We start from the raw sequence: 24,716 nt of genomic DNA on the forward strand, positions 1-24,716 counted from the left end.
GGTTCGGGTCGTCCGGGCGTCCGGACAACAGTGCGGAGATCAGTCTGCCCACGACGAAGAAGTAGGCCTGGACCTGGTCACGTCGGGATCGCATGAACGCTCGCCTCAGAACGGTTTCGAATGGAGTGGGGTGCGCCGCCCGCGGCTGCTAACCGGCGAGCCCTCGCACGAGGACGTAGACGTCGAGGACCGCCAGCAGCAGCGGGATCAGCCCCACCGCCGCCACGCCTTCCAGGATGTCGATCGCGCGGCCCCAGTACGGCTTGGGACGCCGCCCGGGCATAGCCCGCACGCTCAGCAGGAGCACGAGCGCCAGCACCAGCGACGCGGGGAACAGCACCGCCAGCCGCAACACCGGGTCCGCGCCGACCAGCAGCCACGCCCAGAAGACCGCGACCCCGTAACCACCGGCGATCAGCACCGGCCACCGCGACCAGGCGCCTTCCAGCGAACGGGCCCGCAGCAGCAACACCCCGGCGGTGACGATGGCCAGCACCGCTTGCCACAGCTGCCACGTGGAGATGACCACGGTGAACAGGACCACCTCGGTCGCGGTGAGGGCGATGCCGAGGGCTACCAGGTACTGCGCCGCCACCGCCGAACGCTCGACCACGGTTTCGTGCGGAACCGGTTCGACGTCCTCGTCCAGTTCGTCGGCGCTGTTGGGCAACGCGGGGAGCGTTAGCCCCGCGAACCGGAACGACATGGTCGGCACGAAGCTCATGACGACCACGCAGAGCAAAAGCCCGAACGCCGCGGCTTGGTCGGCTCGCCACGACAAGGCGGCGCTCATCAGCAGCACCACGGTGATCAGCGCACCAGGCAACAGGATCCCCACGAACAGCAGCGCGGCGTCGGAGATGGCGAGCAGCGCGAGGACCGCCAGCAGCATGCCGAGGACCGCCGCGCACACCAAACCCATTGCCGGTGGCGCCGCGGGGTAGATCGCGACCGGCAGGAACCACCCGGACTGCGCGGCGTAGGCCACGGCCAGGACGCCGAGGACAGAACCCGTGACGGTTGCGGACTTCGCCCGGGCAAGCGCTCCCCCCGCCGCCAGCAGGCCGACGGCACCCGCTCCGGCGAGCACAGCGGACAACAGCGGGTACTCCGCGACGGCGAGCGTTATCCAGCCCAGCACCAGTGCGAACCCCGCGAACGCCAACAACATCCATCGCGTCAACCGGTCGTTCCAGCGGTCGCGGCGGGCACGCATCTCCGCTGCGATCCCGTCCACGAGGTCGTCGAAATCCATCTCCGGCAAGGCCGCCGACCTCGGTCTGAGGTGGATGGTCTCGCCGTCGGCGAGCCCGAGTTCGGCGGTCGTCCGGTTCTCGTCCAGCGGGGGCTGTCCGAGGCGTTGCAGCACCCACCCCTCGTGCTCCACCCCCTGGTCGGCCAGGTCCTGGCCCGCGTGCCGCAGGATCGCCGGCAGCAGGTCCGCCAGCGGAACCTCGGTGGGGACCGCGAGTTCGACCGATCGGGATCCGATCGTCAGCCGTAGCCGGACGAGTCGGCTTGTGACATCCTTGGCAGTGCCTTTCATTTCGGTGTCCGGTTCCTCTCTGGCTGGCTGGCCGCAACCGCGACACGGCGAAAAGTAGCCGCGTCGAACCGCTCGCGAACCCGTTGTCCGGGCGCGCGGGGAATCCGTAGGGGAACGCTTCACCAGAAGGGCGATCACGTTGACCACGACGTTGTTCAACCGGCCCGCGCGCCGCGTGGGACCGAAGATGCCGGAGGGCGAACTCGCTCTCCAGGAGCCGCCGCCGGTACCGGAGTCGAAGAGCAACAGCCTGAGCACGGTGCTCACCTACCTGCCCATGGTGCTCATGTCGGGCAGCATGACGATGACGTTCCTGCAACGCCCCGGCCCGATGACCTACGTCGCGGGCGGTGTCATGGTGATCGCCATGGTGGGCATGGTCGTCAGCCAGCTCATCCGCGCGGCCAGCGAGCGCAAGCACAAGATGGGCGGCGACCGCCGGGACTACCTGCGCTACCTCTCGCAGCAGCGCCAGAAGGTGCGCCGGTCGCTGGCCGAGCAGCAGGCCGCGGCGGCCTGGACGCACCCGCACCCGGGGTCGCTGTGGTCGCTGGCGCTGAGCTACCGGCTCTGGGAACGGCGCGGCACCCACGAGGACTTCGGCGAGGTGCGCATCGGCGTCGGACCGCAGCACTCCGCGCTGAAACTGGTGCCCCCGGAGACCAAACCGGTCGAAGACCTGGAACCGCTGTCGGTGCACGTACTCCGCCGGTTCCTGCGCGCCTACAGCAGCCTGCCCGCCGCGCCGGTGCCGGTCTACCTGCGCGGGTTGGCGCGTATCCAGCTGCGCGGCCATGCCGAAGCGGCACGCGCGATGACCCGCGCGATGGTCGCCCAGCTCGCCACCTTCCACTCGCCCGACGACCTGGTGATCGCGGTCTGCGCCGGTGGCCGGGAGCGCCCGGCCTGGGACTGGGTCAAGTGGTTGCCGCACGCCCAGGACGTGCAGCGCCGCGACGGCGCCGGGCCGGTCCGGCTGATGGCCGACAACGTGACCGAGGCCGAGGATCTGCTGGGCGGGGACTTCACCGAACGGCCGCGCTTCGAGGGCGCCAGTCCCATCACCGCCCGCGAGCCGCTCGTCGTCGTCGTGCTCGACGGCGTCACCGTCCCCACTGGACATCGGTTCGCCGACGAGGGCTACCGCAACACCGTGGTCATCGACGTCGGAGACGGGCTTCCCTGGCGGCCCGAACGCGACACCCTGCACCTGGACGTCGCGGAGGACGAGCTGAGCACCGTCACCTTCAACCGCGCGGGCAAGGAGTCGGCCACCTGGCTCGGCGCCCCCGACGCGCTCGGGGGCGCGGCAGCGGCGGCGCTGGCGCGCGCGCTCTCCCCGTTCCGCATCGGCACGGCCACCGACACCAGCGAACCGCTGGCGACCGACTACGAGCTGACCACGTTGCTGGGCATCGGTGACGCGCACGGGTTCGACCGCGACGAGCTGCGACAGGGCCGCCCCGCGCGGCAGCGGCTGCGGGTGCGGATCGGCATCGACACCTCCGGTGTCCCGATCGAGCTGGACATCAAGGAGTCCGCCGAGGACGGCATGGGCCCGCACGGCATGCTCATCGGCGCCACCGGCTCCGGCAAGAGCGAGCTCCTGCGCACCCTCGTGCTCGGGTTGGCGGTAACGCATTCCTCCGAAGAACTCAACTTCGTGCTCGTGGATTTCAAGGGCGGCGCGGCCTTCCTGGGTTTCGACCGGCTGCCGCACACCTCCGCCGTGATCACCAACCTGGTCGACGAGATCGAACTCGTCGACCGCATGCAGGACGCCCTGACCGGGGAGATGAACCGCCGGCAGGAACTGCTGCGCTCGGCCGGGAACTACGCGTCGCGGCGCGACTACGAGAAGGCTCGCCGAACCGGCGCGCCGCTGGAGCCGATGCCCGCGCTGTTCGTCGTCGTCGACGAGTTCAGCGAAATGCTGGTCACCAAACCGGAATTCATCGACGTGTTCGCGATGATCGGCCGCCTCGGCCGCAGCCTCGGCGTCCACCTGCTCCTGGCCTCGCAACGGCTGGACGAGGGCCGCATCAGCAAGGTCGAGACGCACCTGTCCTACCGCATCGGGCTGCGCACCTTCTCCGCGATGGAAAGCCGCAGCGTCATCGGCGTACCCGACGCCTACGAATTGCCCACCGCGCCGGGCAACGGCTACCTCCGCTCGGACACCCAGACCCTGACCCGCTTCAAGGCGGCCTACGTCTCCGGCCCCTACCGCGCCCCGCGCAGGCGGGCCGGCCAGAAGGTCGTCGCGGAGCAGCTGGCCGAATTCACCGGCGAGCACGTGGCCCAGCGCCAGATCGACGTCGAAGAACCCGTCGTGGCACAACCGCAGACCGGCGAGGAACGGCTGTCCACGATGGACGTGATCCTCGACCGGCTGGCGGGCCACGGCCCGGCGGCGCGCCGGGTGTGGCTACCGCCGCTGCGGGAACCCGCAGCGCTGGACGACCTGCTGCCCGCTCTGCAGGAGGACCCCGAGCTGGGTCTGCACGCGGTGGACCGGGATCCGGCGCGCACGCTGGTCGTCCCGGTGGGCCTGGTCGACCTCCCCGCTCAGCAACGCCGCGAGCTGCTCACCGCCGACCTGTCCGGCGCGAAGGGGCACGTGGCGATCGTCGGTGCGCCGCAGAGCGGCAAATCCACGCTGCTGCGCACCCTGATCTGCGCCTTCGCACTGACCCACACCTCCACCGAGGTGCAGTTCTACTGCCTGGACTTCGGCGGCGGGTCGCTGGCCGCGCTGTCCGGCCTGCCGCACGTCGGCAGCGTCGCGAACCGGCTGGACCGGGACCGCATCACCCGCACCGTGCAGGAGATCACCAACCTGCTGCAACGCCGAGAGCAGCTGTTCGCCTCGCACAACCTCGACTCGATGGCCGCGTACCGGCGGGCTCGCGCCCAGGGCCGGTTCCTCGACGAGGACCCCTACGGCGACGTCTTCCTGGTCATCGACGGCTGGTACACGCTGCGCAGCGAGTTCGACGACCTGGAGACCCGGTTGCAGGACATCGCCGCGCGCGGGCTCGGCTTCGGCATCCACCTGGTGGTGTGCTCCGCGCGGTGGTCCGACATGCGCCCGTGGCTGCGGGACGTGCTGGGCACGCGGTTCGAGCTGCGCCTCGGCGACCCGGTCGAGTCCGAGGTCAACGGCAGGCTGGCGGCCACCGTTCCGGCCACGCCCGGCCGGGGCATCACCACGAGCAGGCGGCACTTCCTCGCCGCCCTCCCGCGGATCGACGGCCGCTCGTCGAGCGAGGACCTCGCCGATGCGGTGGCCGACCTGGTGCAAGCCATCGGCGGCCCCGGCGCGGTGCCCGCGCCCCCGGTTCGAATGCTGCCGCCGGAGGTCCCGACGCGGCAGCTCCCCGAACTCCGCGTGGCGCACGAGAACGCGGTGTTCCAGGTGCCGCTCGGCCTCGACGACGTCGAGCTCGGGCCGCTGTGGCACGACTTCGACCAGACCCCGCACCTGGTCGTGTTCGGCGACACCGAGAGCGGCAAGACGAACATGCTCCGCTACCTCGCCGAGGCGGTGACCCGCCGGTACTCGCCGGAGCAGGCCCGAGTGCTGTTCGCCGACCCCAGGCGGGAGATGCACGACGCGGTGCCCGCCGAGTACCAGATCGGGTACTCGGTGACCGCCGAGAGCCTCGCGAAGCAGATCGCGGAGGCGGCGGAGGCGCTGGCCGCGCGGGTGCCCGGCCCGGAGATCGGACCGGACCGGCTGCCGAAGCGCGACTGGTGGTCCGGTGGCCGGCTGTTCATCGTCGTCGACGACGCCGAGCTGGTGGAGAGCGGCCTGACCAATCCGCTGCAGCCGCTGATTTCGTTGCTCCCGCAGGGCCACGACATCGGGTTGCACCTGATCATCGCCCGCAGCACCTCCGGCGGCGGCCGGGCGATGATGGACCCTGTGATGCGCCGGCTGTGGGAGCTCGGCACACCGGTGCTGCTGTTCTCGTGCCCCAAGGACGAAGGCAGCTTCGTGGGCAACCTGCGGCCCCGGCAGCTTCCGCCCGGACGTGCCCAGTTCGTCAACCGCCGACGCGTGGTCCGGCTGGTGCAGACGCCGCTGCTCGACGGTGATCGATCCGGGAACGCTCCGGTGGCGGGCTCGGCGCGGAGCTGATCAGCGGTGTTCGGTGGCCCCGTCCGCGACGACGACCTTGCGGGCGGGGCGCCAGCCCCGGCGACGCCCGGCCGGGACGAGCACGGAAATCAGCCACGTGACGACGCCGAGCACGACCGCCGAGGCGGCGGTGACAACGACGATGCGCCCGGGCGTCGGGTCGGGCGCGGGCGCGACCGGGTGCTCGACCCGTTCGACGGCCCCACCACCCGGCCGCGCATCGGCACCGCCCGCGGCGACGGCGGCGGTCACCGCCGCGTACGGATTCACCATGCCCCAACCGGTGTCCGGGTCCGGAACGGTTCCTCCCGACGGATTCGCGGTCGCCAGCAGGCGTTGTGCGACCTGGTCGGCGTTGAGCTCCGGGCGGTACGCGCGGACGAGCGCCGCCGTGGCGGAGACGAAAGGAGTCGCGTAAGCCGTACCCGAGCCCTGCCAATGCCCCGGCCCGCCGGGGCCGATGCTGACGACGCCCTCGCCGGGCGCGACGAGTTCGACCGACGCACCGGTCTCCGCATAAGCGCCGGGTTGCCCGGTTTCGTTGACGGCTCCCACCGCGAGCACCCCCTGGTAGGCCGCCGGGTAGGTGACCGAGCCGTCGTCGCCGCCCTTCGCCGCGGCGGCGACGACCAGCGCGTCGCGGGACCGGGCGTATGCGACCGCGGATTCGAGGTCGGCGCTGGGCTGCGAGGTGGTGGTGGAGACGTTGATGACGCGGGCTCCCGAATCCGCCGCGATGCGGATCCCCTTCGCCAGCATGCCGGGATCCCCGTTCCCCTGGCCGTCCAGGACGCGCACCGGCAGGATGCGCGCCTCCGGCGCGATCCCGGCGAAGCCGATGCCGTGCACCTGCTTGGCGGCGATGATCCCGGCGACGAACGTGCCCTGCCCCGAACAATCGGAGTCGGCCGCCCCCGAAACGGCCTTGCCCGGCAACACCGAACCGGCCAGCTGGGGCGAGTTGGGGTCGACACCCGAGTCGACGACGGCGACGACGACCCCCTGCCCGCGCGTGACCTTCCAAACCCGCTGCGGGGCGAGTTGCAACTGCGCCCACGGGATGGCCCCGTCGGTGACGGTCGGCGGCGGGGCGCAGCCCTGGATCGACGACCTGTCGGGCGGTCCCGCATTCGGCGCCGCAAGCGCCGGTTGCACCGCACCTCCCGACATCGCGCACGCCAAGCACAACGCGGCGGCGGTGCGAGCGGAACGGCTGGCGAAAGCGTTCATCGGTTCACTCCGAAGGAGTTGACGGAATTCTGCGGTGCTCACGAGGCCGTCGCGGAAATGGACTGCCCCGCCACGGCACCTGCCACGAGCCCCACGGGGCTCTGGAAGCGAGACGCCTGCACCTCACCCATCACGGACGGCTCAACGGCACGGCGAAGCCGCAACGCTTCGCGAAGCTTCTCCGCTACGGCAAGATCGTGGTCGGTCAGCTCGCCGGTACCGCCCTTTTCGTCTGCGGCGAGTTCTCCCAGCAGCACGGCCGGACGAGTGTCTGCGCTGTCGTCAACGGCCAGCACCTTGAATCGACTGCGCTGGCAGAACACCAGCTCCTCGATCTCCCCAGGGGTAGCGAGGGCCGACGCACGGCGCGCGGTCCTGGACCAGATGCCGAAATCGACGGCCAAGTCCGCGGCGACGCACTCGCCCTCGGGCACGGCGCTGAGCAATCCCGGCTCCGACAGCACCTCGCCAAGCGGGTATGCATCCCGCACGTCCTGCTGCCACGACCAACTTGCCTGGCGGAAGACCGGCCCGCGCCGCACCGGCAGTCGCCGGAGCCCGGAGGTCAGGCACGCCAGGAATTCAGCGCAAGGCAGCACCCGCTCCTCCCTGAGCGCCTCGTTGAGCGCCGCACCGCCACGCGCACCGGCACCGAGGTAGAGGCGCACCGCGACGAGGTCAACACGCGCGGCGGTCTCGTCGTCGCCCCGCAGCGCCGGTGTGAGCGCGAGTGCTGCGTTCACAACACCCACCGCGTCGTTGAACTCGTCGGCCGCCCATGCAAGGAATGCCGCCCGCTCACCCTCGCTGCTCTTATGTCCGCTGGGGACCAGAGGAGGAGCATGCGGAGCTGAGCGGACGCCGGTGAATCGCGCGTCCAACCGCGCGGTCGGCGGCTCGGCGCGCTCCGAAGACGGCGAAGCCGATGGTCCGGAACTCAACGTGGCCGGCCGAGACTTCGCCGCGGTCGGGATCACCACAGTGGACTCTTCACCGGACTTGGCCTTCGCACGTGGCGATTCCACGGCGACCAGACCACCGCGCACATCGAGCTCCACTCCGGATTCTCTCGCTATGCCGCGGAGTTGATCACGCAAGCGCTCCTCCTGCACACCCACCGCGAGGAGCCGAGCACAGCCACCGCACCGTTGCGCCAACCAGCCGAGCAGATCCCGCAGCAGGTCCACCTCCTCAACCGCAGCGGATGGAGTCACCGCGATCGTCATCCGATGCGGCTCGAATGGTCCTCCCACGGGGCCTGCGGTGTCACCGGGGCCCGTCATGACGAGGCCGGCCGGCACCACGCGAAGTCCAACCCGCTGTCCCGCCGCCGGGCGATAGCCCAGCGCACCATCCGCGACCCACCCGCGGGGAGGTGGTGCAGCAGCCAGGACTTCAGCGGGCGCTCCGGGTGAATACCGGAGCAGGGTGGGCATCGTGGGCCACGCTCTTCCGCCAGGCACCTCTCGGACGACGACCGAGCCATCGGCCATCGGGACCCCGGGGGTTACGACGACGCCGCGCCCCAACGACTCGGCAAGCCCCTGCGACCAAGCCGCAACCTGTGTACCTGCTGTGAGCGGCACGAACCAAGCCACGTCAAGCAATTGAGGTGGCAGCCGGCGCAACCCGGCCACGAGCTGCTCGTGAGGGATTTCGTCCGCCCCGGGCCGTCCCAGCACCACGCGCGGTCGGCGCGCGTCCACCGGTACGTCCCACGCGGGATCGCCCGGGCAGGAAGGCCGCGAACGCACGTCCCGCACCAGCAGCCCGGCGGGAACGTGTTCGAATACGAGGTCCTTCTCGACCAGAGGAAGACCGGGGAGCATCGCCTCCCAGCTCGGCGGCGGCAGCCGATACCCGAAGGGGGCGCTCCGCGCGCCTCGGCGGAAGCGGTTCCAACCCGCCGCACCGGCGGCTCCGACCGCGAACGCGGGCCCGGGTGGAATGACAGCGAGCTGACCGGCGGGCGCGATGACCTCAACGCCGAAGGAGTCCGCCAGCACCTGAGCGCAAACGTTCCCGAACGCGTCGGGACGCCCCGCCCCCGGCATGACCAACCACAGCATCCGATGCGGCACGGGGCCGCCGAAGAGCTTCCCGCATGCCTGCCACAAAGCCGTCGTCAGCCCCGGATCGCTGGCAGCAGCACCGGAAACCACCAGTGCAGCGACGCCCGGGGCCTGTGGCAACGCGTCGAGCACGCCGCTTTCGCGCGTGTCGGCCGCCTCGCCGCGCTGACCGACTAGGCCGATCGATCCCCGCCACCGGAACACCAGGCGGCCGCCCTCGGTGTTCTCAACCGCATCGCGCGGAACGGCCGCCCATCGTTTCGAAGATGGACCAGGTATTGACATGAGCCTCTGTTCCCCTGCAGCAGCGGGCTCCAGGCCACCCCAACCGCCGGGACGCCTGCCGACATTGTTGGCGGAAGATGCCACCGCGATTCTGGACACCCGCGCCCAGCCGCAACGACTGCCTGGGCAGACCATTCCCCAAGCCAGGGTTTTTCCTCACCGGCCATCGACAGCACGACCGCGACGATGCCGCGAAAAGGCGGAGTTACTCCTGCCACGGTACGAAAAGGCAGGCCGGTTCCAACATTTTGCCCGCCCAGTCCGCTAGAGTCGACGGACCGGCATCTAGTTCGATTCCCTGCCCGGTCTGCAAACTCGGCATCGCTGATCATCCCGGGTACCTTGCTCGGCTGGCACCACCGATTCATCGCTGCGGGCGATGGCGCGCGTCCAGGCTGCTGCCCGGTCAGGGTCGTTGCCGCTGCTGCGTGCCAGGGTGTCGACGAAGTCGCGGGCGTCGTCGAGGTCGTCCCGGCTGGCCTTGAGTGCGAGCACAGCGACGTCGTAAGCGGCTTCGCCGTTGACGCCGCACGGGTCGATGAACCAGCGAAAGCACTAGCTTGGCAACGAATCCAGGAACGACAGCAACGCTTCGTTGACCTCGTCAGGGCGTTCCGCCTGAACCCAGTGCCCCGCACCATCGAGGAAGGTGGCTCGACCCATGGCTTCTGCTGCGGTACGGAATCCCGGAAACTGCAGTACGGTGTCCAAGGCTCCACCGACGTAGGCAGCCGGCACGGGCAACGCCATATCGTGCCACGCGGCGGTGAGCTCCCAGTTGCGTTGGAACACCCGGTAACCGTGCAGTCCACCGCGAAATCCGGTGCGCGAGTACGCAGTCGAATAGACGCTGAGATCGGCCTCGGAGAGGAAGTGCATGGGGCCGTCCGGCGCGGGCAGTTCGTCGACGAGAGTGCTCCCCTCTGGCACCGTCATGGTGAACGGAGCTTGTGGGTTCTGGCCGGAGTTGGCGTAGATGAGGCGGCGCAGGCTTTCGGTGATGTCGCGTTCCAGATCCTGTTCGGCAACGCCGGGCTTCTGAAAGTAATGCATGTAGAAGCCGTCCGGTACCGTGTCGTCGAACGCATCGAGAACGCTCAGCGGTCCACGCGGAACATAGGGCACGGAGAGCCCCATGACGCCGCGCACCCGGTCCGGCCGCATCAGGGCGGCGTGGTAGACCGTCGACGTGCCGGCATCGTGCCCGACCAGCGCGGCCCGGTCGATGCCCAGAAGGTCCATCAAGCCGATGACATCGCCGACCGTTTGGCATACGTCGTAGTCCTCGATCTTGATGGGTGCGTCGGATTCGCCGTGGCCACGCATGTCGAGCGCAATGGCGCGATAGCCCGCCTGCGCCAAGGCGTGGAGCTGATGGCGCCAGCTGTACCAGAGTTCGGGAAAGCCGTGGCACAGAACGACTGCGGGTCCTGCACCTGCCTCGACGTAGTGCAGCTTTATCCGGTTGACGCTGACACGGTGATGCCGCAGGTCGGTCATTGATCTTCACCTCGTACCGGTTTCGATGCCGCGGGACTAGCGTCGTCTGCGCGGCGAGAAGGATCTCAGGCCCAGCGGACGATGTCGGCGGAGTCGAGGCGGGGCAGGCGATCGAACCACGGGTTTTCGCCGGGATGGCCGATGTTCACCACGAGGATCGATCGCCACTGCTCCTCGGAGAAGAACTCGGCATCAACACCGGCAGCGTCGAACCCGCCCATGGGCCCTGCCGCGAGACCGAGGGCGCGCACAGCGAGGATGAAGTACCCGGCTTGCAGCGCTGAGTTGAACTGCCCTGTGCTGGTGCGCAGTTCCTCGTTGGCCGCGAGGACATCACCCAGCTCGGGTTTGAAGGGCAGCAGTGTTGACATGTGCTCGTGGAATCGGGGGTCCAATGCGAGCACTGCGACGGCTGGTGCCGCCTCGGTCTTCGCCTTGTTGCCGTCGTCCATGTGCTTGACCAGCCGCATGCGCGCCTCGCCGCGTCCGATGTACAACACCCGCAGGGGCTGGGTGTTCGCGCCCGTTGGTGCCCAGCGAGCGAGTTCCCAGATTTCTCGGAGCTCGGCCTCGGTGACCGGGGTGTCGGCGAAGCTGTTCGCGGTGCGCGCTTGGGTGAACAGCGCCGCGCGACCGGTCTCGTCGAGGCGCGGCAACGCACGGGTTGTCTCGGCGATCATGGGGCTACTTCCTTCTTCGCTCAAGAGGCATCGTTACTGACTGTCTTGACTTGCATTCAAGACCATCTCATGACTGCGAGTCAAGAGGTTGACATCACTCTCTTGACTGTTAATCAAGACTCTTCTACCGTACGTGCGGCTGAGCACCAGCCACCCCGACGCGGGATGCTCGCGTCTTTTCCCGCCACCGTTGCTTGAACATTGCGAGCAGGCTTTGACCCCCTGCCACGATCCGATCCGGAGAACCAGCTAATGCGTCTTTACGCCACCGACCAGGGGATCGCGCGAGAGGATACGAGCGGAATCCTTGCCCTCCTCGGCTTGCCGGCTTCCGACCTGAGCGAGCTGCTCACTGGTGACGGCATCACGGCTGCCCGGACCGCGCAGCCGGTGCGCGATGTACGGCTGGAATCAGTGACCTTGCGTCCCGTGCTTTCCCGGCCCGGCAAGTTCCTGGCGGTCGGGCTCAACTACCCGAGCCACGCCGAGGAAGCGTTGGAGAAGTACGCGTCGATCGGACGACATGACGTCGCACTGCCGACCGAACCGAACGTCCAAATCGCCGCGGGCTCGGCGGTAACCGGGCATGGCATGCCGATCGTGCTGCCTCCGGTTGCGGCCACCCACGTCGATTTCGAAGGTGAGGTCGCGATCGTGATCGGCCGCAAGGCTGCGGATGTCGATCCGCTCGAGGCGTGGCAGTGCGTCGCCGGACTGACGGTGATCAACGATGTCACCGCTCGCGACATACAGCGCCGCGCCTACGCCGGGGATCCGGTTGCCTCGATCGGGGTGGCCAAGAGTTTCGACACGTTCAAGCCTCTCGGGCCATGCCTGGTGACCGCCGACGAATTCACCGAGCCAATGGATCTTCGCCTTCGCACATGGGTCAATGGTGAACTGCGCCAGTACGATCGGACGAGCAACTTCCTGTACTCGATCCCGGATCTGATCGCCTACGTGTCCCGTTACCAGACCTTGGAACCGGGCGATGTCATCGCCACCGGAAGCCCGCGTGGAGCAGGGCAGTTCACTGAACGCTTCCTGCGTCCTGGCGACGTGGTGGAGATCGAAGTCGAACGCATCGGCACTCTGTCCAACCGGGTATCCGCAGCCTGAACTCGCGCGATGCCATACCCGCATTGGACGAGGAGGGTGCTCGGTGCGAGCCGATCACGTAATGAAATCCGGTGTTCCACAGCAAACTCTGCCGCTCCCGCTGCACTTCAGTGAGTTCGCGACCGGCGAAGCGCGGTGGAAGAACACCATCCTGGCTCGGTAGAAGGCGATGTTCTCCAGCTTGATCGACTCGTGGCCCGCGCACCGTGCCCGGCACGTCGGCAATTTCAACTGCGGCCACGGTTGCTGTTTGTCTCGCCACAGCAGAGATGTCCGTAGCCTGGATCCACCGGTAGCGGGTGGATCCAGGCTACGGAGCTGACGTCAGGAAGCGAATTCTGCTGCCCCGCAGGCGGTTCGCAGCGCCGTTGCAAGTTCGACGGCAGCGGTAGCAGACAATTTCGCCGAGCGCCAGGCAATATGACCGTCGGGGCGAACCAGCACGGCGCCGGTATCCGGAATTCCACACAATTCCGGTCCCTCGAACATGAAGTCCCTGCCCACGACGAGCGCCTGGGACGGCACTCCAGCCGCCACCCGGGCCCAGGCGTCGGCCCAAGCCGCGCCGTCGCGCCCGGCGAGGAGGGTGAACCCCGGGATGATCAGATCGAGGATCGACATTCGCACCCCGTTCCTGGTGACCCAGCCGTGCGGTAGCCGGCCACCGGGCACCGCCACGGTGATGGGGTCGTCCGACGGCTTCGTCTCGTCCGAAGCGCCGTACACATAGCCGATTTCCAACTCGAGATGGTCGAAGTGCGGGCGTTGCTCGGGTACCGAGGCACCCAGTCGCATCCGCTCGGCGGCGGCAATCGCCGGATCCGAGCTCTCCAACCGGGCCGCCACTTCGAGGGTGTTGGACCCGATCCCGATCCCGCTGCCGGCCAACTTGACGGCGTTGTCGATACTGCTCTGCGCATTGGCCACGGCGACCGGGCGTCGCTCGGATTCATAGGTGTCCAACAGGTCTTCCGCAGCCCACTCTTGGATTACCGCGGCCAGCTTCCACCCGAGGTTGTCGGCATCGACGAGGCCGGTGTTCATGCCGAGACCGCCAGTCGGCGGAAACTGGTGCGCCGCATCGCCCGCCAAGAAGATGCGGCCCTTCCGGTACTGCCGTGCCGTGCTCGCACCCAGAATCCAGGTGCCGATGGTGCGGACGTCGACCTCCAGGTCCGGTGCTCCAACCGCGCTGCGGATCAGTTCTACGCAGCGCGCCGGAGTGTAGTCCGCCACCGTTTCCCGCGCGGGGTCGAAGCCGAAGTTGAAAGTCCAGCGGTTCCCGCCCATCCGAATGATCACACCGGGACAGGCGGTGTTGAGCACCCAGAACAGCAGGGCCGGGTCCTTATCGGCCCACTCGCTGAGATCGGCATGGAAGTAGACGTTGATCTGGCGCCCGAACTCCGGGATGCCCTCGACTTCGATCCCGAGGCCGTGCCGAATCGACCCAGCGGCACCCTCCGCCGCGACGACATAATCCGCGCTCAACCGCTCGGTCTCACCGCAGATCTCGACGGCAACGGCCACCGACGCGCCGAGATCTTCGACACCGGCGACTCGCGTCCCGAATCGGACTGTGGCCATGCCCTGCTCGTACACCGCATCCAGCAGCCGTTGCTGCACCCGATCTTGCGCGCACGATCCGATGGTGACCGGCGAGGCCCCCAGGCGTCGCGCCACATGCTCGGGCGGCGAGTCGGCGAGGTCGATCCGGCCGAATTCCTCACCCGCGACCGTGTGCTTCCAGACGAAACTCAGCCCGCAGTTGAGGTCGACGGCATCCTCGATGATGCCGTCGTAGATACCCCAGCTGCGCAGCAGCTCCATCGACCTGGTGTTGACCACATGGGCGCGCGGGTGCGGGTTGATCCCGTCGTACTGATCACACACGATGCTTCGAATCCCGTGCCTGCCTAGCACGTACGCGGTGGCCAGCCCGACCGGACCTGCCCCGACGATCAGCACCGGAGTTCGTTCATCCGCGCTCACGGACGCCTCACCAGTTCCGCGAACGGCTCCCCCGATTCGAACCGCGCGATCAGCTCTTCCGGATCGAAGTCGACACCAATCGGATTGGTCACGAACGCATCGGATTCGAAGAACGCCTGGGTCTCCTCCTCGGTGTCGAAGCTGTCGATCTGCAACTCGATCTGGTTGCCGTCGGGGTCCTGGTAGTACATCGACATGGTCGGGCCGTGGTTGACGCACCAGAACGGCTGCACCCCTTCGGACTTCAGCCTGCGATAGGTGCCGAGCAGATCACCGAGCGAATCGTAAGTGAAGGCCACGTGATGCAGGCCGGTGTGCATGTCCTCGGGCCGCTGCGACGCGCCGGTTGCAATGAAGGCGACCCGGTGGTGCTCGTCGTCGTAGGTCATGAACGCGAGCTGGTCGTTGGCGAACGCCACACGTCCCTCGAGGACCCGCACGTACCAGTCCTTCATCTGCTGAAGCCGATTCGTCCGCAGCACGATGTGCGCGAGCTTGACGGGTGACGCCATCGTTGACACCTCCGGTAGAGAGATCAAATTCTCTTGAATGCAACACAAGAGACCGTAGCCATGCTCATGAATGAGAGTCAAGAGATGGGGCGTTCCGCATCACCGTCCACCGGTAAGACCAAGGTCGTCACTGGCGAGCACGGGTGACTGCACTGCGGCTCCGAACCGGAACCGCGGCAGGCAACGTCGATCAGCGACCGGTCAACGTGGCACCTTCGCGATCGCGGCAGCGACCAGCGAATCGATGATGAGATCAATGAGATCACCCAACGGGCGATCGAGCCGACGGGTACTGACCAAGATGCCCTCGAACAGCACGTGTGCCACGTCGGCGACCAAGTCGATATCAGCCCCCTCGGGCAACCGACTCGCGATCGCGGCGAAAAGCCGCTGCTCCATCCACTGGTGAACGTGCTGATACGCGGCGCACACCGATTCGGACTCCGCCATCCGCTCGTATGCCTCCCGGTGCAGCGCCCGGTACGGCTGCACCTCGGCCAGCAGTGCGACCAGTTCGTCACGCGGGTCGCCGCCGATGGCCGGATCAGCCTCGACCTGGTCGCGCGCGGTCTCGAAGATCGAGCTCAAGGCCGCCGCGAAGAGATCGTCCTTGGTCGGGAAGTACCAGTGCACCGCAGCCGCGGCGATTCCCGCCGCGCGCCCGACCGAGGTGATGCTCGTGCCGCGATATCCGTTCGTCACGAACAACTCCACCGCCTGCCCCACCACGGCAGCCTCGCGCTCGGCCTTCGGGATGTGCTGTCGGTTCCTGGGCATAACGCGAGCTTACCCCTCGACGACGGCCTCTTGACTGTGAGTCATGAAATGCTCTTAACTCGGAGCCAAGAGCGGCGATGGTGCCGCGCCGATGATCGCGGAGGTAGTGGAATGCGTCTCTACAGCACCACGGTCGGCATCGCTCGAGAGGATCGGCCGGGCCTGCTTTCGGTTCTCGACCTGCCGTATCGGGATATCGGTCAGCTACTCGACGGACCGGGGCTAGCCGCCGCACGGGATGCGGCGACCATTCGCGAGCTCCCGCTCGGGGAGGCAACGCTGCACGCCCCGGTCCGCAGGCCCGGCAAGGTGGTCATCGTCGGGCTCAACTACCCCAGTCATGCCGAAGAAGCCCTCGCCGCCTTCGCGGCGATCGGTCGCGCCGACATCGAGCTGCCGACAGAACCCAATATGCAGATCACCGCGGGCTCCGCGGTCGCCGACCCGGGAAGCCCGATCGTGCTGCCTCCGGTTGCCTCCGACGAGGTGGATTATGAAGGTGAACTCGCCGTCATCATCGGCAGTGCGGCGACGAATGTCCCCGTCGCGGATGCCTGGGATCACGTGGCCGGCCTGACGGTCGCTAATGATGTCGGCGCGCGCGATATTCAGCGTCGCGCGATGACCGGCGACGCTGTCGCATCGATCGCTGTGGCCAAGAGCTTCGACACCTTCAAACCACTCGGACCATGTCTGGTCAGCGCCGACGAATTCGCCGCGGACGTCGACCTGGCGATCCGGACGCGCGTGAACGGTGAACTGCGCCAGGACGATCGGACGAGCAGCTTCATCCACTCCATCCCCGAGCTCGTCTCCCACCTGTCCCGGTTCCACACGTTGCAACCCGGTGATGTGATCTGCACCGGCACCCCGAGTGGCGCCGGCTCCTTCTCCGGTCGGTTCCTGCGCGCGGGCGACGTCATCGAGATCGATGTGGAACGCATCGGTGTGCTGAGCAATCGGGTGGTGGCGGCATGACCCCGCCAGCAATTCCCGTGCCGCTGGCCGAAAGACGTTTGCCCGCAACCACATACGAACTGCTCACCCGATCCGCGCGGCGCCGCCCCGGTGCGCCCGCCCTGCACCTGCTGCCCGGTGGCAACCGCTGGGACGAACCGCAAACCTGGACGTATGGCGATCTGCTGGCACGGGTCAACCAGGCCGCGAACCTCTACTCGGCCCTGGGACTCGAACCCGGCGGTGTTGTCGGGCTGCTGCTGCCGAATACCGGTACCACCTATGCGGCGCTCCTGGGCGCACAGGTCATCGGCATCGCCAATCCCGTCAATCCGATGCTCGCCACCGAACACATCATCGAGATCATGCGGCTAACGGACGTCCGGATACTGGTCGCGCCGGCGCCCGAACTCGATCCCGCCGGCTGGTACAAGGCGTGCTCGGTCGCCGAGGCCCTGCCACGCCTGCGGGCACTGATCTCCGTGGGAGGGGCGACAAGAGCCGCGTCCCCAGCCTGGGTGGGCGATTTCGATCTCTTCGCCGATGCTCAGCCCAGCGAACACCTCATCGACGAATATCGTTCGACGGCAACGGATATCGCCGCTTACTTCCATACCGGGGGCACCACCGGTGTGCCGAAGGTCGCGCCACATACGCATGCGAATGAGGTGTATGTCGCCTGGGCGCTGAGCGAGCACGCAGTGTTCGATGGGGATGCCGTGGTGCTCTCCGGTCTGCCGCTGTTCCACGTCAATGCCATCCTGGTCTCCACGCTCGCCCCGCTGTTGAAAGGCGGCGCTGCCGTTTCGATGGGCGCACTCGGGTTCCGGGACCGGGAGGCGATGACGGACTTCTGGCGGATCGTAGAGCGGTATCGGATCACGACGTTCTCGGCCGTGCCGACGGTGTACGCCGCATTGCCGCCGGTCCCGGACGGCGTCGACATCTCCAGTTTGCGGGCGGGCATCGTCGGCGCGGCGCCCCTGCCGAATCGCGTCCGCACCGAATTCGAATCCAACACCGGGGTACCGATGGTCGAGGGCTACGGTCTGACCGAGGGCACCTGCGCGAATACCTTCACACCGCTCACTGGCGGACCACCAGGAACCGTCGGTCTTCCGCTGCCCTATCAGGATGTCAAGGCGATTCGACGGGGGCCAGACGGTCTTTCGTTCACCGACTGCGCCGTCGGTGAGACCGGAGAACTGGCCATCAAGGGGCCCAGCGTTTTTCCGGGCTATCTCCGGCCGGGGCCGAACGGACCAGCGCCGGATCCGACCGGCGTGGTCATCGACGGCTGGTTGCTCACCGGCGATCTCGGTCGCGTGGATGGCGACGGCTTCGTCCATCTCACCGGGCGTGCCAAAGACGTCATCATCCGCGGCGGCCACAACATCGACCCGCGCCTGGTCGAGGAGGCGATGCTGGCGCACCCTGATGTTGCGGCGGCGGCCGTGGTGCCACGGCCGGATCCGCACGCCGGTGAGGTGCCCGCCGCCTACCTCGTCCTGCGCAACGGGGCGAATCCTGCTCCCGGAGAGCTCGAGGAATGGGCGCGCCGACACGCACCGGAACGTGCGGCCGTCCCCAAGTTCGTGCACACGGTCCAGGCGCTACCGGTCACCGTGGTAGGCAAGGTGAACAAGGTGGCGTTGATTCACGATGCGGTCGGTCGAGTTGTGCGCGAAGAACTCCGGAGTGCCGGTCTCGCCGCAGAGGTGACGGTGACTGATCGCGGCGGCCGGGCTCACGCCGGAATCCGGTTATCCGTTGATCCAGGAGCGGATCGCCTCGACGAGCTGACCGACCGCCTGTGCGCGTACTCGTTCTCCTACAAGCTCGGCGATCCGAACCCGTAACAGTCAGCGACGCATCAATCTTCCCTCACTGCTTGCTTTTCTCGGGATGAGCACCCGTTCCACGCACATGCCCCAGAACCGTCCACAATGCTCAACTGCCTCCACAGAATCGCCGTGTGGCTCAGATCATGCGGAAACGGTGAGCAACGGGAGGCCTTCTTCATGTTCAGGCCGACGCTCCCGACCACTGCCGAGTCCACCGCCGACTGACGTTAGAGGCTGAAGTGGGTTGGGTACGAGAGTTGGGGCCGCTCCTTCCGAAACTCCCGGATCTGCCCGAGCGTGGGCAGCCAGTCGTAGAGGAGCTGCTTGGCCGACATCAATTCCACTCCTGCCGCCTGCATCCGTTGCAAGCCGTAATCGTGCGCGGCCTTCGGTGAGTACACGCAGTCATGGACGACGGCGACGCGTTTACCGGCCTCTTGCAGACCCAAGGCCGAGTGGCAGACGCAGATGTCGGTCTCCGTCCCAACGAGAACGGTGGTCGACCGATCGAGGGAGTCGAGTGCCTCCATGATCCGCGGGTCGCCGGCAACACCGAAGGACGTCTTCGGATAGATTTTGCTTGATGCGGGAAGAGATTCCACGATGGCATGGTGAGTTGGCCCGTTCTTCTCCGGGTCCTCTTCCGCCACGACGACCGGGATGCTGAGACCTCGTGCGACTTCGACGACCCATGCGGCGTTTTCAAATACGACGTTGAGGGCGCTGCGGTCGACATCGCGTCGCCCGGGAGGGTAGAAGCCGGGTTGCATGTCGATGACGAGCAGGACCGTGTCTTGGATATCGAGAAATTTCATGGTCAAGCGTGCTCCGAGGTTGTGGGCTCTTCCTGGGTTCTTGCTAGGTATTTCCGGCAGATCGCGCGGGCTTTGCGAGGCGAGAGCGGAGGACCGTGGCCCGGATACGCGACGGCGAACTCCAACGAGAGAAGATGCGTCATCGTCGCGCGGTAGTCCGTCGCACTGGAGTGGGCCAAATCGTCCAGGAGCGTGCCGTCGTACAGTGCGTCGCCGGTGAACAGCGCCCCGGATTCGCTGTCGAGAAACCCGAGACTGCCGGGAGAATGCCCCGGCAGCTCCAGGACGGTCAGCCGCCGCGAACCGAGGTCGATGCTGTCGTTTTCGACGAGCGTCTGCGTTGCGGCTGCCGCACGGACGTGGAAACTGTCGATGTCGAAGTGTTCCTCGGGCACGGCGTCGAGCAGAACTGGCGGTAGCCGACTGCCAAGGACATTGAGAGTCGTCCCGAGATGCTTGCACAGCGCATCGGCGTAGAGGCTCGCCGCGCGCGGCTGGCGCACCTCGTCGGCCTCGGACTCATGAACGCCTATGTCGTCGAACTCGTAGGCTCCTCCTGCGTGGTCGAGGTGCGCGTGTGTGAGCAGCAGGAGCGGCGACCGCGCGAAGAGGTGCGGAAAGCTGTTGCGCAGCGATGCGATACCGAGGCCGGCGTCGATGAACACATCGCGGTCAGATCCCTGAAGGTGCCAGATACTGGCCCGCAACAAGGGATGCACGTACGGCTCTGTGATTCGTGTGATCCCGGCCCGGTATTTGGTCTGGACGAACCACGCGGGTGCCACATCCAACGTCATGGGTTTACTCCGTTGCATTCGCGCCTGGCATCGGTTGGGCGTTTGCCGGGTTGGCGATCGGCGCGTCACGCAGCTGAGGCGCGAACAGCGCGCAGCAGACTGCCAGAACGCATAGCGCGAGCAGCAACCCAATGACCGACCAGACGGATCCGGTGGCACTGTAGAGCAGCGTGGCCGCGAGAGGGGACAGCCCACCGAAGATCGCCGCGGAGCCTTGGTATGCAAGCGACATGCTCGTGTAGCGGGACTCGGTCGGAAACATCTGCGCCAATAGGGTGGCGAGGGCGGCGTAAGCGCCGCTGCTGGCGAACCGCATCGCCGAGAAGACGACGAAGATCAGGATGTGGGAAGAGCCCGAGAGCACGACGAACTCCGCGAGTCCCAGCAGCCCCATCGCGACAACCCCGGCGATGAAGACGCGCACCCTGCCGAGGCGGTCACCGAGCCACGCGCTGGGCAGGGTCGCGAGCAGTTCGAAGAACGAGCCGACGGTGAGGACGTTCAGAATGAACGTTGCTGACAGGCCAACCGCATCGCCGGTGGCGTAGGCGGTGGCATAGGTCGTGACGATGTAGTAACCCCCAGACGGCACGGCGACCATGCCGATGGCCAGCAGAATGGGTTTCCAGTTGTGGACCACAGCGAACTTGAGCGGAAGGACCGTCGCTGCCTGGCTCTGTGCCTTGGCGTCGTCGAAGACGGGAGACTCCTCCACTTTCGCCCGGACGTAGATCCCCACCGCGATCAGTGCGGCGGAGATGAGGAATGGGCCGCGCCATCCCCACTCCTCAAGACTGTCCTGGCCGAGACTGGAGAAGATGCTGAAGACACCGGTGGCCAGCAGTCCCCCGGCGGGATTGCCCAGCTGGGGAAAGCCTCCGTAGAAGGTCTTGGACTTCTCGGGGGCGTGCTCAACGGCGAGGAGCACGGCCCCGCCCCACTCGCCACCCACCGCGACTCCCTGCACGATGCGGAGCGCGACCAGCAGGACGGGCGCCCAAGGACCGACGGTCGCGTACGTGGGCAACAGTCCAGTGAGGAACGTCGCCGCGCCCATCAGGATCAGCGTCGCGACCAGCGCAGGGCGCCGCCCGATCCGGTCGCCGACATGACCGAAGATGATCGCCCCCAGAGGGCGGGCGATGAACCCGACGGCGTAGGTGGCGAACGAGGCCGCAAGTCCTGTGATCGCATTGCTCGACGGAAAGAACACGGGACCGAACACAAGGGCGGCCGCTGTCGAGAAGACGTAGAAGTCGTACCACTCGACCGTCGTGCCGACGAAGGCCGCGAGCCCAGCCCTGCGGTGCTGACGAGACCCACCCGATGTCCTCATCGCGCCCTCCTGGCCGCATGCCACACGGCTGCACGGCCGTGTTCCGTTCCTGGTGTCCACGGCGGCGACGGGATGCGCTCCAGCCTGACGCCGGCTGATCTCCACGTGCCGCGAGGCGGTGTTCTGCCTGATGAACTCATGCCCGACCCATCTATTGGTCAAGTGTTCAGTAGACTATTGGACAGGAAGTTAATATGATGGGGCGCATGACGTCAAGGCCCACAGCCAAGAGGATCCGCAAAACGCCGGCGGAACGGCGCGCGGAGATCATCAACGCCGCGACACAACTCGCGCACCTCCACGGGCTGGACCGGCTGACCGTCCGCGACGTAGCCTCCGACGTCGGCGTGACTCCCGGACTGCTGCACCACTACTTCCCGCAGATCGACGACCTCATCGCAGAAGTCTTCACCACCGTGGTCGGCCACGACCTCGACGAGCTGCACGCAGGACTCGACGACATGGAACCTCTAGACGCCGCAAAGGACTTCCTCGCGCGGTCAATGTCCAACCAACGAACGCCAACACTGGCGTTGTGGCTCAGTGCGTGGGTGACCGCACCGCGACGCGAACCGCTCGCGCGGGAGGTCGAGATCCGCATGGCCGACGGCGTCAGCAAACTCGCAGACCTGATCCAAAGGGGCTACCACGCCGGCGTCTTCAACGCACCCGAACCGAAACTCGCGGCGTGGAGAATCCTGGTCGTCATGGACGGAACCCTCATCCAACGCTCCGTACGCACTGCCCAGTTCCCAGGCCAAAGCGTCGAAGGCATCCTCACTTCCGCGATGGAAAACGAACTAGGAGTCTCACTTTCCTAGCGCAACGTCTATGCACCTTGGTCCGATCAGGACCACAAATGAGCGAAGCCCACCGCTACCAGCAGCTTCGCAGCCACCTGTGCCACTGGTGATCTCGAACGCGCCTGCGCCCGCCGTTTACCGCCTAGGCGGTGAGCTTGATCAGTGTCGCCAAGTCGACGCCTTGGAGGTGTTCCGGCTGCTGTGGGTCCAAGGGGTAAAAACCGAACTTTTCGAAGAACGCCAAGCGCCCACCGGCATCTGAGGACTCGTCAGCTTTCAACGCGACATGCGAACATCCACGCTCGGAGGCTTCCACCGCGAAATGGTGCAGTAGGCGACGGCCGACGCCCGTTCGGCGAGCCCGCTTGGACACGCAGATCCAATCGATCTTGCAGTGTGGAGGGTCGACGTGCTCGAACGGCCCGAAGCACTCATTAAAGATCCGCCCGTCTGGCGGATACCCGTCAACCAGCCCCTGAATGAAGCCGACAATGTCGCCGTCGGTCCCCTCCGCAACGAGGCACGGGCGCTTGGAACGCCGGAAACTCCCTGCCATGGTCGCCCATCCCGCCTCAACGATCAGCGCTTCAACTTTGCGCAGGTCGTCGTCGAGTCGCCACCGCACAGTGACCATCGTTCGCCTCCCGTGTATCCCGGCCACCCGCATATCGGAAAGCAGGCTCGGCCGTTACCCCGGGGTTGGGGATTTTGAGACGCGGAAAGCGCGGCTCCGGCGGCGCCCTCCACGGCGGCGAAGCGCTGTGATCTGAACTCCCCTATGAGGCAGTGCAGTGGCAGGGAAGCGCCTAGAGGGCATTGGATAGTCTGGCGTTCCACAGCTACGAGAGACGCCAGGCGGACCACGTCTTCGTCATCCGCGCCAGGGCAGGGCACTCTCGTGGTGCTTCCTTCAACTGGCGATCGGGTTGCCGAGGATCCGGCCAGTGCGGCGCTTTTTGAGAGAAGGCGGGTCAGCATGGCCGCGGCGGACGAGGCAAACGACCATCGGCACTCGATGAGGTCCGCTACCACCCGCTGGGTTTCGTGGACGTTGGCTGCGACGTGCGGGTAGACGTGTCATGCAAGAACGGTCGGCACCGCAGCGTCAGTGTGGCCGAAGCTGTGTCCGAGCGGCTGCGGCCGGCGGGCACGGCGTGCTGCTGATCCACCACCACATCGACCAGCAGCACGAACCGCGCCCTCATGGCCTGGCTCAACCGCGGTCGCGGTGACCCGGGGTCCTCGTAGTACTCGCCGGAAAACGGGCGAACATCACCCCAGCAATTGCCGACTGAAGATGCTTCTCGCTAGGTGCAGACCGAGTACTCGCCCCCGAACGGCCTGCTGTCAGAGCTGCTGCCGCCAGGACGGATTCTCCAAGCGAGATTTCCGTTGGCGTCGAAGAAATCCACGTAGACGGGCAGGTTGTTGCGGTAAGAGTTGACGTGATCGCGCAGCCCGTAGACGAGGAGGGTCCAACAGCCGACTCCGGTTCGCTCGGTCACGAACCTCATGTCGTTGAATCCGGTGTTGTAGTACAGGCACAAGCCATTCGGTCGGCAGGCCTCAGCAGCCGAGGCCTGCGGTGCGGCCACGACGCCGGTGGTCGCCAGCGTCACTGCCGCAGCGACGGCGACCCCGCCTCGCCCTACCCGTCGGGTGAATCTCATCAGCATTTGCCCTCGCGTCCGATTGGTGCCCGGCCCGTTCCGGGCCCCTCCCGCACAAACGTCCAGATCGAAAATGTTGTTGTCCCGGAGCGAGCACATCACCCAGACGGCGGTCTCCGGCCTTCACGTCGTAGAGCTGCCACGAGGCGTACAGGTTCAGAAGCCCTTCCTCGAGGTCGGACCGCATAAGCAACCGTGCCAGCGCTGCTGTGCACGACACCCGTCGCACACGCCGAACCTCGCTGCGGTCCCCTTCAAACACCGCCGTTCCGGAGGGTCTGGGAGGGGTGGACGCCAAAGCGCTTGCGGTAAGACGAAGCGAACCGTCCGAGGTGGGTGAATCCCCAACGGTGGGCGACGTCGGAGACGCTGTCCGCTCCGGTCCTGAGTTCGGCGTGAATGCCGGCTGCGACGGCAGGTGTCGGCTCGACCAAGTTCCCAGCGCTCGAGCTGATGCCTGGGCCTCTCCAGCGTGGCGGGGTGCGCAAGGCGTACGAAGAGCACATCCCCCGGCTCTGACGACTGGAGAAAGCAGACAAGATCGATTGGATATTTGTTCGCTCACGACAATGGGCACGGCCCAAGCCTCGGCCATCCTCGGTATGGAGCGGTTGCGTCGAATCCGGGAGGGCTGGTC

General features: G+C 66.9%; 22 protein-coding genes. 7 read left to right on the forward strand and 15 right to left on the reverse strand.

The features are described 5' to 3' along the window. Window positions 1-148: 148 nt before the first annotated feature. The gene (gene eccD / locus E1288_RS29275) at window positions 149-1,546 is read right to left on the reverse strand and encodes a type VII secretion integral membrane protein EccD (RefSeq protein WP_132490648.1); all 1,398 of its coding nucleotides are present in this window, start codon (window positions 1,544-1,546) and stop codon (window positions 149-151) included. 139 nt (window positions 1,547-1,685) lie between these two features. Here eccD and eccCa point away from each other — a divergent pair, with 139 nt between their 5' ends. Continuing rightward, a complete protein-coding gene (gene eccCa, locus E1288_RS29280) occupies window positions 1,686-5,690 on the forward strand; it encodes a type VII secretion protein EccCa (protein WP_165968301.1) in 4,005 nt (1,334 codons plus the stop codon). Here the strand turns inward: eccCa and mycP are convergent, their stop codons facing one another. Both mycP and E1288_RS29290 read right to left on the reverse strand, forming a co-directional pair. After that, window positions 5,691-6,920: a type VII secretion-associated serine protease mycosin gene (mycP, locus tag E1288_RS29285; protein WP_235883870.1), complete on the reverse strand. Its 1,230-nt coding sequence runs from the start codon at window positions 6,918-6,920 to the stop codon at window positions 5,691-5,693. A gap of 38 nt (window positions 6,921-6,958) precedes the next feature. Beyond that, window positions 6,959-7,978, reverse strand: a complete 1,020-nt coding sequence (locus E1288_RS29290) for a hypothetical protein (protein WP_132490651.1) — start codon at window positions 7,976-7,978, stop codon at window positions 6,959-6,961. Between the two features lie 27 nt (window positions 7,979-8,005). Here E1288_RS29290 and E1288_RS29295 point away from each other — a divergent pair, with 27 nt between their 5' ends. Next, the gene (locus tag E1288_RS29295) at window positions 8,006-8,335 is read left to right on the forward strand and encodes a hypothetical protein (protein WP_132490654.1); all 330 of its coding nucleotides are present in this window, start codon (window positions 8,006-8,008) and stop codon (window positions 8,333-8,335) included. 366 nt (window positions 8,336-8,701) lie between these two features. Next, window positions 8,702-9,169, forward strand: coding sequence for a hypothetical protein (locus E1288_RS29300; protein ID WP_132490657.1), 468 nt, complete (start codon window positions 8,702-8,704; stop codon window positions 9,167-9,169). A gap of 393 nt (window positions 9,170-9,562) precedes the next feature. Here E1288_RS29300 and E1288_RS29305 read toward each other — a convergent pair whose 3' ends face one another. The 3 genes from E1288_RS29305 to E1288_RS29315 all read right to left on the reverse strand — a co-directional run bounded on the left by E1288_RS29305 (window position 9,563) and on the right by E1288_RS29315 (window position 11,457). Further along, window positions 9,563-9,772: a hypothetical protein gene (locus tag E1288_RS29305; protein ID WP_165968302.1), complete on the reverse strand. Its 210-nt coding sequence runs from the start codon at window positions 9,770-9,772 to the stop codon at window positions 9,563-9,565. Window positions 9,773-9,832: 60 nt separating this feature from the next. Then, window positions 9,833-10,777, reverse strand: coding sequence for an alpha/beta fold hydrolase (locus tag E1288_RS29310; protein WP_132490663.1), 945 nt, complete (start codon window positions 10,775-10,777; stop codon window positions 9,833-9,835). Between the two features lie 65 nt (window positions 10,778-10,842). Further along, window positions 10,843-11,457: a malonic semialdehyde reductase gene (locus E1288_RS29315; RefSeq protein ID WP_132490666.1), complete on the reverse strand. Its 615-nt coding sequence runs from the start codon at window positions 11,455-11,457 to the stop codon at window positions 10,843-10,845. 252 nt (window positions 11,458-11,709) lie between these two features. Between E1288_RS29315 and E1288_RS29320 the strand changes: the two genes are divergently transcribed. Beyond that, window positions 11,710-12,576: a fumarylacetoacetate hydrolase family protein gene (locus E1288_RS29320; protein ID WP_132490669.1), complete on the forward strand. Its 867-nt coding sequence runs from the start codon at window positions 11,710-11,712 to the stop codon at window positions 12,574-12,576. A 324-nt stretch (window positions 12,577-12,900) separates the two neighbouring features. Here E1288_RS29320 and E1288_RS29325 read toward each other — a convergent pair whose 3' ends face one another. The 3 genes from E1288_RS29325 to E1288_RS29335 form a co-directional block, all read right to left on the reverse strand. After that, a complete protein-coding gene (locus E1288_RS29325; RefSeq protein WP_207954613.1) occupies window positions 12,901-14,544 on the reverse strand; it encodes an FAD-dependent monooxygenase in 1,644 nt (547 codons plus the stop codon). A 20-nt stretch (window positions 14,545-14,564) separates the two neighbouring features. Further along, window positions 14,565-15,161, reverse strand: coding sequence for a VOC family protein (locus E1288_RS29330; protein ID WP_207954614.1), 597 nt, complete (start codon window positions 15,159-15,161; stop codon window positions 14,565-14,567). A gap of 120 nt (window positions 15,162-15,281) precedes the next feature. Then, window positions 15,282-15,857: a TetR/AcrR family transcriptional regulator gene (locus E1288_RS29335; RefSeq protein WP_132490675.1), complete on the reverse strand. Its 576-nt coding sequence runs from the start codon at window positions 15,855-15,857 to the stop codon at window positions 15,282-15,284. 111 nt (window positions 15,858-15,968) lie between these two features. On the opposite strand from E1288_RS29335, the gene E1288_RS29340 reads away from it, so the two are divergent. Next, window positions 15,969-16,835 carry a fumarylacetoacetate hydrolase family protein gene (locus E1288_RS29340; protein WP_132490678.1) on the forward strand — a complete coding sequence of 289 codons (867 nt, stop codon included), beginning with the start codon at window positions 15,969-15,971 and terminating at the stop codon, window positions 16,833-16,835. Further along, window positions 16,832-18,673 (forward strand): acyl-CoA synthetase, encoded by a 1,842-nt coding sequence (locus E1288_RS29345; protein ID WP_132490681.1) that lies wholly within the window; start codon window positions 16,832-16,834, stop codon window positions 18,671-18,673. Before E1288_RS29340 ends, E1288_RS29345 begins: the two co-directional genes overlap by 4 nt. 212 nt (window positions 18,674-18,885) lie before the next feature. On the opposite strand, the gene E1288_RS29350 is transcribed toward E1288_RS29345, so the two are convergent. The 3 genes from E1288_RS29350 to E1288_RS29360 are packed head-to-tail and all read right to left on the reverse strand — an operon-like array spanning window position 18,886 to window position 21,606. Further along, complete coding sequence (locus tag E1288_RS29350) at window positions 18,886-19,473, reverse strand: isochorismatase family protein (protein WP_132490684.1); 588 nt, start codon at window positions 19,471-19,473, stop codon at window positions 18,886-18,888. A gap of 2 nt (window positions 19,474-19,475) precedes the next feature. Further along, entirely contained in the window at window positions 19,476-20,270 is a 795-nt protein-coding gene (locus E1288_RS29355; RefSeq protein WP_165968304.1) for an MBL fold metallo-hydrolase, read from the reverse strand. A 4-nt stretch (window positions 20,271-20,274) separates the two neighbouring features. After that, window positions 20,275-21,606, reverse strand: a complete 1,332-nt coding sequence (locus E1288_RS29360) for an MFS transporter (RefSeq protein WP_132490690.1) — start codon at window positions 21,604-21,606, stop codon at window positions 20,275-20,277. A 194-nt stretch (window positions 21,607-21,800) separates the two neighbouring features. Here E1288_RS29360 and E1288_RS29365 point away from each other — a divergent pair, with 194 nt between their 5' ends. Next, window positions 21,801-22,427 carry a TetR/AcrR family transcriptional regulator gene (locus tag E1288_RS29365; protein WP_132490693.1) on the forward strand — a complete coding sequence of 209 codons (627 nt, stop codon included), beginning with the start codon at window positions 21,801-21,803 and terminating at the stop codon, window positions 22,425-22,427. 124 nt (window positions 22,428-22,551) lie between these two features. Here the strand turns inward: E1288_RS29365 and E1288_RS29370 are convergent, their stop codons facing one another. The 3 genes from E1288_RS29370 to E1288_RS48180 form a co-directional block, all read right to left on the reverse strand. Further along, a complete protein-coding gene (locus tag E1288_RS29370; protein ID WP_165968305.1) occupies window positions 22,552-23,043 on the reverse strand; it encodes a GNAT family N-acetyltransferase in 492 nt (163 codons plus the stop codon). A gap of 673 nt (window positions 23,044-23,716) precedes the next feature. Then, entirely contained in the window at window positions 23,717-24,028 is a 312-nt protein-coding gene (locus E1288_RS29375) for a peptidase inhibitor family I36 protein (protein ID WP_165968306.1), read from the reverse strand. A 305-nt stretch (window positions 24,029-24,333) separates the two neighbouring features. Next, window positions 24,334-24,585 carry a helix-turn-helix domain-containing protein gene (locus E1288_RS48180; protein ID WP_207954623.1) on the reverse strand — a complete coding sequence of 84 codons (252 nt, stop codon included), beginning with the start codon at window positions 24,583-24,585 and terminating at the stop codon, window positions 24,334-24,336. Between the last annotated feature and the right edge of the window lie 131 nt (window positions 24,586-24,716).

Origin of the sequence: Saccharopolyspora elongata, assembly GCF_004348985.1 — a bacterium.
Taxonomy (GTDB): domain Bacteria; phylum Actinomycetota; class Actinomycetes; order Mycobacteriales; family Pseudonocardiaceae; genus Saccharopolyspora; species Saccharopolyspora elongata.